This window comes from Paraburkholderia sp. BL27I4N3 (assembly GCF_003386115.1).
GTDB lineage: Bacteria > Pseudomonadota > Gammaproteobacteria > Burkholderiales > Burkholderiaceae > Paraburkholderia.
This window is the reverse complement of record NZ_QREJ01000001.1, coordinates 4,627,938-4,641,685: the sequence shown is the minus strand read 5'-3', so window position 1 is coordinate 4,641,685 and position 13,748 is coordinate 4,627,938. Positions and strand designations below refer to the sequence as shown.

13 protein-coding genes and 1 riboswitch are annotated in these 13,748 nt (G+C 65.2%); of the genes, 8 read left to right on the top strand and 5 right to left on the bottom strand.

The window, feature by feature from the left end; translation table 11 throughout:
- Positions 1-16 precede the first annotated feature (16 nt).
- Positions 17-1,147: an FAD-dependent oxidoreductase gene (locus tag B0G71_RS21035; protein ID WP_116143885.1), complete on the bottom strand. Its 1,131-nt coding sequence runs from the start codon at positions 1,145-1,147 to the stop codon at positions 17-19.
- Between the two features lie 216 nt (positions 1,148-1,363).
- Positions 1,364-1,487: riboswitch (TPP riboswitch) on the bottom strand.
- Between the two features lie 392 nt (positions 1,488-1,879).
- On the opposite strand from B0G71_RS21035, the gene B0G71_RS21030 reads away from it, so the two are divergent.
- From B0G71_RS21030 to B0G71_RS21010, 5 genes are all read left to right on the top strand, one after another.
- A complete protein-coding gene (locus B0G71_RS21030) occupies positions 1,880-3,631 on the top strand; it encodes an ABC transporter ATP-binding protein/permease (RefSeq protein WP_106284251.1) in 1,752 nt (583 codons plus the stop codon).
- Positions 3,628-4,437 (top strand): SDR family NAD(P)-dependent oxidoreductase, encoded by an 810-nt coding sequence (locus tag B0G71_RS21025; protein WP_116143884.1) that lies wholly within the window; start codon positions 3,628-3,630, stop codon positions 4,435-4,437. Before B0G71_RS21030 ends, B0G71_RS21025 begins: the two co-directional genes overlap by 4 nt.
- A gap of 236 nt (positions 4,438-4,673) precedes the next feature.
- A complete protein-coding gene (locus B0G71_RS21020) occupies positions 4,674-5,144 on the top strand; it encodes a hypothetical protein (RefSeq protein WP_116143883.1) in 471 nt (156 codons plus the stop codon).
- A 78-nt stretch (positions 5,145-5,222) separates the two neighbouring features.
- Positions 5,223-5,864, top strand: a complete 642-nt coding sequence (locus B0G71_RS21015) for a hypothetical protein (RefSeq protein ID WP_116143882.1) — start codon at positions 5,223-5,225, stop codon at positions 5,862-5,864.
- Positions 5,865-5,955: 91 nt separating this feature from the next.
- Positions 5,956-6,684, top strand: coding sequence for a response regulator (locus B0G71_RS21010; RefSeq protein ID WP_106284176.1), 729 nt, complete (start codon positions 5,956-5,958; stop codon positions 6,682-6,684).
- Positions 6,685-6,757: 73 nt separating this feature from the next.
- Here B0G71_RS21010 and B0G71_RS21005 read toward each other — a convergent pair whose 3' ends face one another.
- Genes B0G71_RS21005 through B0G71_RS40985 form a run of 3 tightly spaced genes read right to left on the bottom strand, consistent with a single transcriptional unit; the run spans position 6,758 to position 8,364 of the window.
- Positions 6,758-7,429, bottom strand: a complete 672-nt coding sequence (locus B0G71_RS21005) for a flagellar basal body L-ring protein FlgH (RefSeq protein WP_116143881.1) — start codon at positions 7,427-7,429, stop codon at positions 6,758-6,760.
- A 50-nt stretch (positions 7,430-7,479) separates the two neighbouring features.
- Positions 7,480-8,193 carry a hypothetical protein gene (locus B0G71_RS21000; RefSeq protein ID WP_116143880.1) on the bottom strand — a complete coding sequence of 238 codons (714 nt, stop codon included), beginning with the start codon at positions 8,191-8,193 and terminating at the stop codon, positions 7,480-7,482.
- Between the two features lie 3 nt (positions 8,194-8,196).
- Positions 8,197-8,364 (bottom strand): DUF6726 family protein, encoded by a 168-nt coding sequence (locus B0G71_RS40985; RefSeq protein WP_309546286.1) that lies wholly within the window; start codon positions 8,362-8,364, stop codon positions 8,197-8,199.
- 637 nt (positions 8,365-9,001) lie between these two features.
- Between B0G71_RS40985 and B0G71_RS20990 the strand changes: the two genes are divergently transcribed.
- Positions 9,002-9,742 carry a response regulator gene (locus B0G71_RS20990; RefSeq protein WP_012434533.1) on the top strand — a complete coding sequence of 247 codons (741 nt, stop codon included), beginning with the start codon at positions 9,002-9,004 and terminating at the stop codon, positions 9,740-9,742.
- Complete coding sequence (locus B0G71_RS20985; RefSeq protein ID WP_116143878.1) at positions 9,739-11,010, top strand: ATP-binding protein; 1,272 nt, start codon at positions 9,739-9,741, stop codon at positions 11,008-11,010. The genes B0G71_RS20990 and B0G71_RS20985 overlap by 4 nt, the downstream gene beginning before the upstream one ends.
- Before the next feature lie 188 nt (positions 11,011-11,198).
- On the opposite strand, the gene B0G71_RS20980 is transcribed toward B0G71_RS20985, so the two are convergent.
- The gene (locus B0G71_RS20980) at positions 11,199-12,149 is read right to left on the bottom strand and encodes a tyrosine-protein phosphatase (protein WP_116143877.1); all 951 of its coding nucleotides are present in this window, start codon (positions 12,147-12,149) and stop codon (positions 11,199-11,201) included.
- Positions 12,150-12,485: 336 nt separating this feature from the next.
- On the opposite strand from B0G71_RS20980, the gene B0G71_RS20975 reads away from it, so the two are divergent.
- Positions 12,486-13,745 carry an MFS transporter gene (locus tag B0G71_RS20975; protein WP_116143876.1) on the top strand — a complete coding sequence of 420 codons (1,260 nt, stop codon included), beginning with the start codon at positions 12,486-12,488 and terminating at the stop codon, positions 13,743-13,745.
- The last annotated feature ends 3 nt before the right edge of the window (positions 13,746-13,748 follow it).

Below are 13,748 nucleotides of genomic sequence, written 5' to 3'. Positions count from 1 at the left end.
ACGGGTCGCGCAACGCTCATGCCGGCTCCCGCGCGGAGTCCAGTTGAAAAAGCTCGCTCCAGCGCGCGTCGCGCTGCCAGTCGGCGAAGGCATCGGCGTCGCCGATGCGGCCGTCGAGCAGCGCCGCGGCGAAGCGCACGGCTTCGTCGGCGACTTCGGGCACGATCATGTAGCCGTGCCGGTACAGGCCGTTCACGCGCAGTGTTTGCGCGCCGTCCCACAGCACGGCCGGACGGTGGTCCGGCAGAGTTGGGCGGCACTGCGAATTCAGTTCGAGGATGCGTGCCTCGCCGAAGCCGGGATGCACGGAAAACGCCGCGCTCAGCAGTTCGAGCGCGGAGCGCACGCTGACCGGCGACATGTCCTCGCCTTCCACTTCGGTGGCGCCGATCACGTAGAGATCGTCCTGCTTCGGCGCGATGTAGAGCGGATAGCGTGGATGCAGCAGCCGCACCGGTCGCGTCAGCTTGATACCGGGCGCATGCACGCGCGCGACTTCACCACGAATGCCGCGCAGCTTAGGCAGCACGGACTTCGCGCCGAGGCCGCGGCAATCGATTGTGATACGCGCGGGCGGCAGCGCTCGCTCGTCGACCGGCGTATTCCAGTGCGTGTCGACGCCGCGTTGCGCGAGGCCCGCGGCCAGCGCGGTCAGCACCTGACGGTTATCCAGCTGGCCTTCACGCGGCAGCAGCCAGCCCTGGTTGAAACGGCCCGCCAAAGCAGGCTCGGCGGCGCCGAGCTGCGCGCCCGCCAAGGTGACGAAGCCGCCGTCCAGCAATTCATCCGGAGCGTTCGAGCGCACCCGGCGTTCGAATAGCGGCGCTTCGGTGCGGTCGGCGTGATGCCAGACGACCAGCGTGCCGTTGCGCTGAAAGAACACCGGCTCAGGAAGTTCGGCCAGCACTTGCGGCCAGGTGTCGAGCGAACTCGCGCCGAGACGGGTGATCAGCAGTTCGGCGCTGGCGGCTTCCGCGAGCGGTGCCAGCATCGCCGCGGCGACCCACGCGGCCGATTGCGTGCCGGCGGCATCGCCACGTTCATAGAGCGCCACGCGATGCCCCTGACCGGCGAGCCGCCACGCCACCAGCCGCCCGCACAGGCCACCGCCGAGCACGGCGAAATCGGGTTGTGCAGAACGCGTCATCGCGCACACTCCGTTTCAGGACGGCAAGCAAAGCTGAAGCACCGCGCGCCGACGGCGGCGTGACGAAGAGCAAAACACATATCTGAAGAATAGGCGGTCATCGAGTCCTTTCCGTACGGCAACAAAACGCTCGTACCCAGGACGAAACCGGCGGGTGAGGCCGGCCGGGCAATGCGCGATCCAATGACGGACGCTGCCCGGCGGGGAATGGAAGACTGGCTGCTTCCGGAAACTTCCCGCGCCGGTATTACCCGGATCGGGTGCAAAGGGTGTCTCTCAGCCTCGCCGCCGCGCCATGAAAATCATGCCGCCTGTGCGCGAAGCACCCCTGTTTCGTCGAAGGTCATTAGACCATAAAAGGCGCGGCGCCCGCAAACCAGCGGCTGGCCGCGTCGCACGCGATTTGATCCGACACCATCTTTCACGTTATCAATGCGGCCGAAGGCGGCGCTCTGGCACAATGCCAGCACAGGACGCCGCACGGACGCGGCGCGGGCGGCACGCCGTCCCGCCGTGTTCGCAACTGCAGCGGCGCGGGGCCTCGCGGCGCAAATTAATTTTCGCTTAAGGGCTTCACGCCAGAATCTGACGCTCACTCAGGCGTGCGTTCGTCGAGCACGACGCCCGGGCATGTACCGCAAACCCGCCGCAGGGCAGCCCGCAGACGAGCTGCCCGAACGGGGTCAGCCCCAATGGGCCACCCCGATGGGCCAGCACTACTTCAGGATGCTCATGACACCGAATACCTCTGCCAGCCCCGTGCTGCCGCCGGACGAAAAAGTCTCCGCCTGGAGCCTGATCAAACCTTACTGGGTTTCCGAAGAACGAAAAACGGCCTGGGGCCTGCTCATCGCGATCATCGTGATGAATCTGCTCGTGGTGTGGATCAACGTACGGCTGAACCGCTGGAGCGCCGACTTCTACAACGCGCTGCAAACCAAGAACGTGCACGACTTCCCGCACCTGCTGATGGTGTTCTCGGGGCTCGCGTTCGGCTTCATCATTCTCGCGGTGTACGGCCGTTACCTGCGCCAGATGCTCGGCTTCCGCTGGCGCCAGTGGCTGACCACGCGCTACCTGAACGAGTGGCTGAACGACAGCGCCTTCTACCGGATCGAGCGCGACCGTCTCGCCGACAACCCCGACCAGCGGATCAGCGACGACCTCCAGTCGTTCGCCACCAGCACGCTCTCGCTGACGCTCGACCTGCTGTCCACCGTCGTCACGCTGGTGTCGTTCATCACGATCCTGTGGTCGCTGGCCGGCGCGCTGACCATCTCGCTCGGCGGCATGCCGATCGAGATTCCCGGCTACATGGTGTGGGCCGCTGCGCTCTACGCCGTGGTCGGTTCGCTGATCATCCAGAAGGTCGGCCATCCGCTCGTACCGATCAACTATCAGGCGCAGAAAGTCGAGGCGGATTTCCGTTTCGGCCTGATCCGTCTGCGTGAAAACGCCGAACAGATCGCCTTCTATAACGGCATGGAGACCGAGAAGAAGAACGCGCATTCGCTGTTCGGCCGTATCCGCGACAACTGGTGGCAGGTGATGAAGTACACCAAGCGGCTCACCTTCGTGCTGAGCTTCTACGGCCAGATCGCGATCATCTTCCCGCTGGTGGTCGCCGCACCGCGCTACTTCGCCGGCGCCTTCACATTCGGCGTGCTGATGCAGATCTCCAGCGCCTTCGGCACGGTCAGCGATTCGTTTTCGTGGTTCATCAACAGTTACGGCACTTTGGTCGAATGGCGCGCTACCGTGAACCGGTTGCGTGAATTCAAGCGCGTCGTGCACGCGCCGCGTTTGAAGGAATCGGTCTCGCCGGCTACCGCGCATGGCGGCATCAATCTGCATTTCGTCGACGAAGACAAGCTCTCCACCGACGGCCTCAAGCTCGCCCTGCCCAACGGCAATCCGTTGTCGCGCATTCGCGATGTCGCGATTCAGCCGGGCTCGCGCTGGCTGGTGCGCGGCCCGTCGGGCTCGGGCAAGAGCACGCTGATGCGCGCGCTCGCCGGCTTGTGGCCGTTCGGCGATGGTTCGATCGACGCCCCGGTCAACGCGCGCATGATGTTCATTCCGCAGGTCAGCTACATGCCGATCGGCACGCTCAAAGCGGCGCTCGCCTATCCGTCCGCCGCCGACACCTACACGGACGACGAATGCCGCGAAGCGCTCGTCGTCTGCCATCTGTCGGAATACGCGGACCGTTTGCAGGAAACGGGACACTGGACCCGTATTCTGTCGCCGGGCGAGCAACAGCGCCTCGCCGCCGCTCGCGTGCTGCTGCACAAACCGGACTATCTGTTCCTCGACGAAGCCACCAGCGCGCTCGACGCGGAAAACGAAGCGCGTCTGTATCGCCTGTTCACAGAGCGGCTGCCGAAGGCGGCGATTGTCAGCGTCGCGCATCGCGAGTCGCTGGCTGCGTTCCATGACGAGACGCTCGACGTCGAGCGCTCGGGCGAAGCGGTCGCGGCATGACCACCGTGAGCCGCGTGAGCGACCTGAACGACGCGGGCAGCGCAGGATTCGAGCGCGTCGTGCTGATCACCGGCGCGGGCTCCGGCATCGGCGCGGCATTGGCCAGACGCATCGCCGCGCCACGCTCGGCCTTGATGTTGCACGCACGCGGCGCGGATCAGGAAGCGCGTGAACGGCTCGCGCAAGTCGCCGCCGATTGCAGCGCGAACGGTGCGCGCTGCGCGACGGTGTTCGGCGATCTCGCCGAACGCGGCGCTGCGGAACATGTGATTCATCAAACGCTGGCGAGCTTCGGCGCACTCGATCAATTGGTCGCCAACGCAGGACACGCGCAGCGCCAAACGCTGAATGCGCTCGATCCCGACGCGCTGAGCGCAGCCTTCGCGGCGATGCCGGCGGCGTTCGCGGCGCTCGTCAGACGCGCGACGCCCGCGTTGGAAACCTCTAAGCGCGGCCGCGTGGTCGCGCTCAGTTCGTTCGTCGCGCACCGCTATCGCGCGGATACGCCGTTTGCCGCGACGGCTGCTGCGAAAGCGGCGCTCGAGTCGCTGGCGAAAACCGCGGCCGCCGAGCTCGCACAGCATGGCGTGACGGTCAACTGCGTGGCGCCCGGCTATACCCGTAAAGATCGCGGACCGAGTGCCGATAATGCATCGGTATGGACTCGCGCCGCGCAGGCGACGCCGCTCGGGCATGTCGCCGAACCCTCGGATGTCGCCGCGCTGATCGCGTTTCTACTCTCCGATGAAGCGCGACATATCACCGGCCAGGTGATTCATGTGGACGGTGGTCTCACGCTTGGTTGAGTGAACGGGCGAACTGCCTCACTCAGCCACACCGGATCGCGGCGGCCGCCCCCGCATTCGTTCGCTCCCAGCGCAATACACCGCAACATCCCGAAACACGCGAGAAGAGTTCGAAAGCATTTGCGAAGCGCCTAAGCTGTTCCGCGCTTTGGAAATGCCTCCCAGCGGCGACGATAGCCGTGCGGGCCGTACCCGGTCCTGCCCCACGTCATTCATCGCTACTGGAGTCTCCGTCCATGTCATTCGATCGCCGCTCCCATCCTTTGACCCAGCGCCTGGCGCTAGCTCTCGGCGCCGCGCTGCTCGTCACAAGCGTTGCGCACGCAGCCCAGGCGACTCAGGCCAATCTGGCCAACGAGCCGGCCGACGTTTGCCCCGCGCTCAAACATATCGTCGATGCCGCTGATTTCCGGCAGTTGCAGACCCAGGCCGCCGCGCAATTGCCGGGCACGTCGAGCGCCGTCGACTGCCGCGCCAACACGCACGCCTACGATTGCCACTGGCGCGCGCACTGGCAAGCCGACGGCGTCGTCACCGATCCGCTCGAGGAGTTCGGTGCCGATATCGCCGCCTGCTTCCCGAACGTCGTGCATGACGTCAACACGCCGACGCGCCAGCATTTCATCGTCACCACCGCCGAGCGGCGCGTCAGCGTCACGGCGAACGTGCAGGGGCAAAACGAACTGCGTCTGCGCGTCACGCGCTGAGCGTGATCCTGACTGCAGTTACCCGAGGTGATTCGCCGTGACTCACCGCCTCCACCAACCGCTACCAGGCGCCGCCCCATGACCTTCGTGCCGAGCATGCGCGCCTATGCTTTCACGCGAGCCCCACGGGCCGCGTGGGTCGCGTTGCGGCGTCCCTGCGCGTGGCTCACCGTATCCGCCACGCTGGCGGTTGGCCTGAACGGCTGCGCCTGGACATTGATCCAGGCCGCCGACGCCACCGGCTCCGTGATTCAGGCGGGCTACGCGATCGCTGCGAACTATTCGTCGCCGACCTTCGTCAACGGCAGGCCGGCCGAAGTGAGCAACGTCTGCATCGAAGTCAATCAGAACGTGTCGGTGGGCGATTTCGTGCCGGCGCTGCAACTCGCGCTCGACCGGCGCGGCATTCGTTCGGACGTCTACAATCCGGGCACCTCGCCCGCCGGCTGCGAGGCGCGCCTCGTCTATAACGCCGCAATCGATTATGGCCGCCGCTCGTTCAGCGACGAGACGATCCAGTATCTGTCGATCATCGACCTGACGCTGATTCAGAACGGCCGCATTCTCGTCACCGCCCGCTATCAGACCGGCGGCCTGAACACCGATCGCTTCTCTTCGGCGTCGACCAAGCTCAACGGGCTGATCGAGCGAATGGTGGTCGATCGAACCGACTTCGCGCGGCAGCCGCTGCAGACCATCCAGACCTCGCAGGCGAACTAGCCACGCGGGCTCTTGCCATCTCTTACACGGGAAAGGATTCGAAAGCGTTACGCGCTTTGCTCCGCGCGCGTGCTTCTCTAAGATGACCTGAATGAACCAATCCATTCTCGTCGTCGACGACGACCCCGTCGTACGTGAGCTCGTCAGCGGCTATCTGCAAGGGCGCGGCTTCAAAGTCGACACGCTCCAGAACGGCCTGGCGCTGCAGCGTCGTTTGCAGGACGAACGGCCCGCCTTGATCGTGCTCGACATCATGATGCCGGAACTCGACGGCATCAGCGCGCTACGCGCCTTGCGCGTGGCCGGCGACGACATCCCCGTGATTCTGCTGACCGCGCGATCCGATCCGATCGACCGCGTGATCGGCCTCGAACTCGGCGCGGACGACTATCTCGGCAAACCCTTCGAACCGAGCGAGCTGGTCGCGCGGATTCGCACTGTGCTGCGCCGTCGCGGCACGATTGCGCCGAGCGCGCCGGAGCAGCGCGCGCCGTACCGCTTCGGCCGTTTCGAAGTCAATTTTCCGGCGCGCGAGTTACGCCGGGATGGCGAGCGCATCACGCTGCGTTCGAGCGAATTCGCCATGCTGAAGGTATTCGTCAGCCATGCAATGACCGTGCTGACGCGCGCGCAGTTGCTGGAGAAACTGCACGGCAATAGCGAGGTGCATCGCAATCGCAGCCTGGACGTGTCGATCTGGCGTTTGCGCCGGCTGATCGAAGTGGACCCTTCCGAGCCGCGCTATGTGCAAACCGTGTGGGGACGCGGCTACGTGTTCGTGCCGGACGGTGAAATGGGCGCGGCTGAACGCAGCGCCTGACGGGTGCGTGAAGTGCAATGGACTGTCCACTTCATGTGTCGCCTGCGTCTCAGACCTGTAGCGCGCCGACGGCTCAGAACGTCAGCACGCTCATGAACATTCTCTGCAGCCAGCCCATCGTCGTGGCGTCGGATACCATGCCCACGCCGGCCTGCTCGATGCGCGCGTTCGCCACCTTGCTCGACGCCACGTAATTGCCCGCTTCGATATCCTTAGGATTGACGATGCCCGACAGGCGCAGCCGGTCGCGGTTGCCGCTCATTGCGATCACCTTCTCACCCGACACCACGAGGTTGCCGGTCGACATCGTGCCGATCACGGTGACAGCGAGCGTGCCGTTCATGCCGCTGACGTCGGTCAGACTGCCCTGCCCTTTGTATTCGGTGCTCGCCGAGCCGATGTTGAACAGTCGCGCGAGCCGCGCGGCGGCGTTGGTGGAATGATCGGCGGCGTCGGCGGTGATGCTGCTCGAGCGGCTCGCCGCCGCGGTCGCGCTGTTGTTGCCGCTGTACGATTCCGCAAGGCGAATGGTCAGCACGTCGCCGATATGCTGGGCGCGCGGTGTTTCGTATAGCAGCAGCGGCGTGCCGGCCTGATAGATCGCGCCTTGCGTGTTGACGTTCAGCGGCGCCGAGGCGAGCGGCGGCGCCATCGGCGTATCGACGATCGAGCTTTGCTGCTGGCTCGCGCAAGCCGCGAGGCAAGCCGCCGCAGCTAGCGCGACAGCCAGACGTAGCGCAGTCATGCATGCTCCTCGTTGAAAACGGGCCTCACGGCCGCACTCATCGGCGCTCATCAACCCGCCTCCGCGCCGCTCGCCTGCCATTGCCGCACGACCGACTTCACCCACGCATCCGAACCCTTCAGAAGATAGGTCAGCGTGCCGTTGCGCGTGCCCGGCAGAAAGCACAACGTGATCGAACTCATCGCGTTTTCCCACACGTACATGGGCATCGCGCCCGTCGCCGACGCGTTCTGCGTCGCGAGACGCGGCGGCCCGTAGCGGTCCGCGAGTGCGTCGCGCAAATCTTCGGCGGTGATCTCGTCGATCACGAAAGAAATCTCGTATAGATGCAGCGCGCTTTGGCCGTCCACGCGCGCGAAGCGCAGCACGTGCTCCAGCGCCGGCGCGCCGTCGACCACCGCTTGCGACACCGCCCAGCCATTGTCCGCGCGATGCGCCCAGCGGCACGCCACCGTCAGACTGTCGTGCGACTTCAGCCGCATGCCGAGCGCGCCCGCCTGCACGTCCGTCTCGCAGACCGGCACGCTGCCGAGCGGCGTCGCCCGCACGCTCGAGCCCGCGCGGAATTCGTCGAGCGTGATGCCGAGCGCGATGCCACGGAACGCGAACGGCGCGTCTTGCGAGCGCCGCCGCGCATCGGTGGAAGGGTCTTTCGATGCGGCGCCCGCAGCACTTGCGTCGCGCGCAGGCGGCCGCGCTTGCGCGGTCGACGACAGCACGGCGCCCAGCAACGCCAGCACCCAGGCAATCCGTTTGAGTGTCATGATTCAGTCGATGGCGGATGAACACATGTCGAACGGCGAGGCCGCGGCATGGCCGACGACCGGGATGATTTTCAGCGTGGCCGAAGTCAGCCGGCACGGCAGCGCGGCGACGGCGCAGCCACCCAGTGGCAGCAGCGCCGCGCCGAGCGTCGACCACGCAACGACACGCATGAAGCGGTGAAGAATTCTCGGAGTCGACACGTGGGCCTCGGTACGTCAGGCGGTCGTATTGACGTGGTGCCCGACCAGCCCGGTGGGCAGCGACGGCGGTGTCTGAGCGCCAGACTCTCGCGTCGGCGTGGCGGCGCCCGGGTTGTTGGCGGCGGCGGGTCTTCCGGCCGGCGGCGTCGGCGCCAGAGAAGAAAAGCGGGTTGAAGAGAGATTGCTGGGAACGGTCATGATGAGCCTCGCGTGGCGCTAGGTTTCGATTTCACGCCGCCTGCCGTGGGCCCAAGGCGTTAGGCTGTTTTCAGCATGCGGCGCAACGTACTGCACGACGAATCATCTCGCCAGCCACGCGATGCCGATGCACGAAGGAAAGCGCGCTTTCCGGCGGTTCTTACGACCCGTTCCGACCTGTTTCGACCGGTTCCAGATGCGCGCAATTTCTTTCCTGCGAGGAATGTTCGCGCTGCGCAACGAAATCGGCGCCGCCGCGCGCGTTGCCCAATATGAGGCGGCTGAAATATCCCACGAGCCTTGCGTAGCGAGCCTGACAAGCGGGCCGGCCGAAGCGGCGCGGCCTCTCGTAAGCGTTGGTAAGAAAACAGTCGGCCGCGCGCCACGCGCGTCAGCTTAAAATTTCAGCATGAATCCACAGGTCCTTATCGTCGACGACGATCCGGTCGTACGCGATCTGCTTTGCAAGTTTCTGCAGTCGAACGGCTTCGACGCGTCCGTGCTCCACGACGGCACACATCTCCAGCGCCGGCTCGAACGCGAACGGCCGTCCGTCGTCGTGCTCGACATCATGATGCCGAACACCGACGGCTTGCGCGCGCTCACCGCGCTGCGCGCCGCCGGCGACGACATTCCGGTGATCTTCGTGACGGCGCGCGGCACGGTGGCCGACCGCATTGTCGGGCTCTCGCTCGGCGCGGACGACTACCTGACCAAGCCGTTCGATCCACGCGAATTGCTCGCCCGCATCCACACGGTTTTGCGCCGGCGCGGGCCGTCCACCACGAGCGCGCCGGAAGCCCGCAAGCCGTATCGCTTCGGCCCGTTCGAGCTCGACTTCGCCACCCGTTCACTGTGCCGCGACAACTCCAAGCTGCCGCTGCGCGACAGTGAGTTCGCGCTCCTGAAGATCTTCGTCAACAATCCGTACAAGGTGCTGTCGCGCGTGCTGATTCACGATCTCGTGCATCGCGACAACCTCGCCTTCCGCGACCGCAGCCTCGACGTGCCGATCTGGCGCCTGCGCCGCGTGATCGAAGACGACCCGTCGAATCCCTGCTACGTGCAGACGGTGCGCGGCAAAGGCTACGTCTTCGTGCCCGACGCCGACGGCACGCCCTTCGCCGACGAGGCCGCCTCAAGCGCATGAAAAACCCGCTGAACACGCTGTTCGGCAGAATGGCGTTACTCTCGGCGGCGGTGTTGTTCGCGATTCAGGCCGGCTGGTTTGTGCTGGTGGTGATGCAGCCGCCGCGCCACGAAATCGACGGCTTCGCGCGCGGCATCCTGCTGGTGCTGCAAGCCGTCAACGGCGAGCCGATGAAAGGCGCCGCGCTCGCGCCCGCCATGCGCGTCCATCTCGTACCCACCTGGAACATGCCGGCGAGCGTGCATCTACACACGCCCACGCAGCGTCCGCTCGAAGACCTGAGCCGGCACTTGCGCGAGAATCTGCCGCCCGGCACGCAGATCGCCGTCGACGACCTACGCCCGCCGCAGCTATGGGTGCTGTTTCCCGGCAAGCCGAACTGGGTCGTGGTGCCGGTCGATGTGCCGCCGCGCCCACGCTTTCTGATCGAGTCGATCTCGATGCTGCTTGCCGCGCTGATCCTCTCGCTGTTGGCGGTCTGGCAGATGCAGCGGCCGCTTTCGCGCGTCGCCGATGCCGCGCGTGCGTTCGGCTCGGGCGGCCGTCCGGAACCGGTGACAGTGCAAGGCCCGCGCGAGTTGCGCGATCTGATCGGTTCGTTCAACGACATGATGCGGCGCCTGAATGAAGCGGGCGATGATCAGGCCGTGATGCTGGCCGGCGTCGCGCACGACCTGAAGGCGCCGCTCACGCGCCTGAAGCTGCGCGCGAGCGTATTGGTGGCGGAGAACGAGCGCGCCGGTCTGATCCGCGACGTCGACTCGCTCACCAACATCGTTCAGCAGTTTCTCGAATTCGCGGGACAGTCCGCCGACGCCGGGCCGCCGGTCGAAGTCGACGACTTCCTGCAGGAACAGTTCTCCGCCAGCGACAGCACCGAAGCACCGCTCTTCACTCTCGATCTGCGCGCCGGCTCGGCGTTCAGGCTGCCGCGCACGCTGCTCGACCGGCTGGTCACGAACCTCGTCGACAACGCGCTCGAACACGGCGCGCCGCCGGTGGATATCGCCACCGCCCGCACTGACGGCCATTGGGTAATCAGCGTGCGCGACCACGGCGCCGGCATTCCCGACGACCGCATCGCCGCAGCCATGAAGCCGTTTGTCCGGCTCGACGCGGCGCGTGGCGGCGAGGGCCATTGCGGCCTCGGCCTCGCGATCGTCGCACGGCTCGCGCACGATCGCGGCGGACGCTGTCACGTGCGTAATCACGCGCAGGGTGGTCTGGAAGTGCGGATCGAATTGCCAGTGGTGCCGGCGTTGACGTAACAGAGAGGTGAAAGAGGTTGGGCGGCGCTTACGCGCCCTTACTGGATGAACCATGGCAGGCGCGGGGGCTTTATAGTCGCTTCCGGCAACCTCGATGCCGCCCTTCTCTGTCCGCCCCGTCATTTAGGGCGGACTTTTTTTTGGCCGGCTTTTTTCGTGTCGAACGCCTAGCTCGCGGCTGTGGCGCCTCAAACCACCAGGCGACTGTGCAAGGTATCGATGGTCGTCTGCGAGACGCCGAGACCTTGCGTCAGATAGCTCACCATCGTGCCGTAGATCGCCTGCACCTGGTCGAATCCGGCCTGCAGATAATTTTCCTGGACATTCATCAGCGGCGCCTCGGCGGCAGCGATGGCGTCGCCGTCCTGCGCGCGCAGCCTGCCGGTTTGCGTTTCGATCGACGGCGCCAGATAGGCGTTGCTCAGCAGATAGTCCTGCATGATGACGTCGAGCGGAACGTTCGCAATGCTGAGCAGGAGCGCCGCGACCCAGCCGGCGCGGTCCTTGCCCGCGTTGGAATGAAAGAGTTGCGCGCCTGGCCCTTCGGCGAGACCGGTCAGCAGCGCCCCGTATGCGGCGCGCTGGGCGGCGCCGGTGACGTAGCCGCGCGCCTGCGATTCCATGAACGCGACGGCGGCGCCCGCCGTCTCGACGTTCGGCGTGACGAAGTCAGTGATGCCGAGCACATTGAGCGTCTGGGTGGTCGCGCCGCTCGGCAGGATATCGGCGGTGCGCGCAATTTCACCGGGCGTGCGCAGATCGTAGACCGAGGCAATGCCGAGCCGGTCGATCGTGGCCTGGTCGGTGGTGTCGAGCGTCAACGCGTTCGCGCGGTAGAACGCGCCCCGGCGCATCTGTTTGCCGTCGACGGTCGGATACCCAGCGGCCGCGCCCGCCAGATCGCGGAAGTTGTCGACCGACGCAAGGCGCGGCGTGGCGGGCTGATCAGCGTCGAGGTTGCCGCCGCCGCACGCGGACAGCAGCGAGCTGCCCATGCCGGAGATCAGCAGCACGCTGGCTGAGCGCTTGAGGAAAGTCCGGCGCGAGGCCGGCGGCGCCTCGTCCGACAGTTGGCTCGTCCGCGGAAAAATGCTCGCGGAGCGTCGGAATGGCGAGCAGTTTTTTGCGGGAGCGGGCATTCGGCGTGGCTGGCGCGGGCGTGAGTGGATAAGTCGCAGCATCGGCGCTGCGAGCGCAGTTTAACCATGCTCAATATCGTTTGGGTTACACGGTAGTAGTTGGTAAGGAAAAAGCGGCTCGCGCGCATCGCGCCGAACAGCGCGATCGTCAGCCAGGCCGCGACATTGCCTTTCCCTCGCGCAGATTTCTCCGGCTTTTCATCTCTTATCGGTTTCTTACCGTTGCCTGCCATTTTTGACCACAACTGGCCGCACGACGCCTCATCCCCGTAGAATACAAACACCCCACATTCACGCCGACGGCAGGCCAACAAGCCCTGGAGACCACAACAAAACATGCCCTCTCTCCAATGGTTCACCGAACTGACCCAACGCGAACGCCGCACGCTATACGCCGGCTTCGGAGGCTACGCGGTCGATGCCTTCGACTTCATGATTTACTCCTTCCTCATTCCGACGCTGATCGCGACGTGGGGCATGACCAAAAGCGAAGCCGGCATGATCGCCACCAGTTCGCTGATCTCGTCGGCGGTGGGCGGCTGGCTAGCCGGCATTCTCGCCGACCGCTACGGCCGCATCCGCGTGCTGCAGTGGACCATCGCCACCTTCGCGCTGTTCACCTTTCTGTCCGGCTTCACGCACTCGTTCTGGCAGTTGCTCACCACGCGCACACTGCAAGGCATCGGCTTCGGCGGTGAATGGTCGGTCGTGACGATCATGATGGCCGAGACCATTCGCTCGCCTCAGCATCGTGCGAAAGCGGTCGGCACCGTGCAAAGCAGCTGGTCGTTCGGCTGGGCGGCTGCGGCCATCATTTACTGGGCGTTCTTCGCGCTGCTGCCTGAGCAGTACGCATGGCGCGCCTGCTTCTGGATCGGTCTGCTGCCCGCTGCATGGATCATCTACATTCGCCGCAATGTGAGCGATCCGGAGATATTCCTCGAAACACGCCGGGCTCGTGATAGCGGTTTCGATACGTCACATTTCCTGCAGATCTTCTCGGGCGCTCACCTCAAAACCACTCTGCTCGGTAGCGTGCTGTGCACCGGCATGCTCGGTGGCTATTACGCGATCACCACGTGGTTGCCGACCTATCTGAAGACGGTGCGGCATCTGTCTGTGTTCAACACGAGCGGTTATCTGATCGTGCTGATCGTCGGTTCATTCACGGGGTATATCGTCGGCGCGATTCTGTGCGACAAGATCGGCCGGCGCGCGTCGTTCGTGCTGTTCGCGATCGGCTCGTTCGTGCTCGGCATGTTCTACACCATGCTGCCGATCACCGACGGCATGATGCTCGCGCTCGGCTTTCCGCTCGGCATCGTGGTGCAAGGGATTTTCGCGGGCGTGGGCGCCTACCTGTCCGAGCTTTATCCGAATGCAATACGCGGTTCGGGACAAGGATTCTGCTACAACCTCGGACGTGGGCTCGGTTCGTTCTTTCCGATTCTGGTCGGTGCACTGTCGCAAACCATGACACTGGTGAAGGCGATGGGCATCGTGGCCGGCTCAGGCTATCTGCTTGTGATCGTCGCCGCGTTGTGTCTGCCCGAAACCAGGGGCAAGGTGCTCGGCGCGACCCAGCCTGCTGCCTGAATC

What these genes read in the sequence shown, in the direction of transcription:
- B0G71_RS21035 (WP_116143885.1), bottom strand. Translation starts at nt 1,147, where the DNA reads ATGACGCGTTCTGCACAACCCGATTTCGCCGTGCTCGGCGGTGGCCTG.
- B0G71_RS21030 (WP_106284251.1), top strand. Translation starts at nt 1,880, where the DNA reads ATGACACCGAATACCTCTGCCAGCCCCGTGCTGCCGCCGGACGAAAAA.
- B0G71_RS21025 (WP_116143884.1), top strand. Translation starts at nt 3,628, where the DNA reads ATGACCACCGTGAGCCGCGTGAGCGACCTGAACGACGCGGGCAGCGCA.
- B0G71_RS21020 (WP_116143883.1), top strand. Translation starts at nt 4,674, where the DNA reads ATGTCATTCGATCGCCGCTCCCATCCTTTGACCCAGCGCCTGGCGCTA.
- B0G71_RS21015 (WP_116143882.1), top strand. Translation starts at nt 5,223, where the DNA reads ATGACCTTCGTGCCGAGCATGCGCGCCTATGCTTTCACGCGAGCCCCA.
- B0G71_RS21010 (WP_106284176.1), top strand. Translation starts at nt 5,956, where the DNA reads ATGAACCAATCCATTCTCGTCGTCGACGACGACCCCGTCGTACGTGAG.
- B0G71_RS21005 (WP_116143881.1), bottom strand. Translation starts at nt 7,429, where the DNA reads ATGACTGCGCTACGTCTGGCTGTCGCGCTAGCTGCGGCGGCTTGCCTC.
- B0G71_RS21000 (WP_116143880.1), bottom strand. Translation starts at nt 8,193, where the DNA reads ATGACACTCAAACGGATTGCCTGGGTGCTGGCGTTGCTGGGCGCCGTG.
- B0G71_RS40985 (WP_309546286.1), bottom strand. Translation starts at nt 8,364, where the DNA reads ATGCGTGTCGTTGCGTGGTCGACGCTCGGCGCGGCGCTGCTGCCACTG.
- B0G71_RS20990 (WP_012434533.1), top strand. Translation starts at nt 9,002, where the DNA reads ATGAATCCACAGGTCCTTATCGTCGACGACGATCCGGTCGTACGCGAT.
- B0G71_RS20985 (WP_116143878.1), top strand. Translation starts at nt 9,739, where the DNA reads ATGAAAAACCCGCTGAACACGCTGTTCGGCAGAATGGCGTTACTCTCG.
- B0G71_RS20980 (WP_116143877.1), bottom strand. Translation starts at nt 12,149, where the DNA reads ATGCCCGCTCCCGCAAAAAACTGCTCGCCATTCCGACGCTCCGCGAGC.
- B0G71_RS20975 (WP_116143876.1), top strand. Translation starts at nt 12,486, where the DNA reads ATGCCCTCTCTCCAATGGTTCACCGAACTGACCCAACGCGAACGCCGC.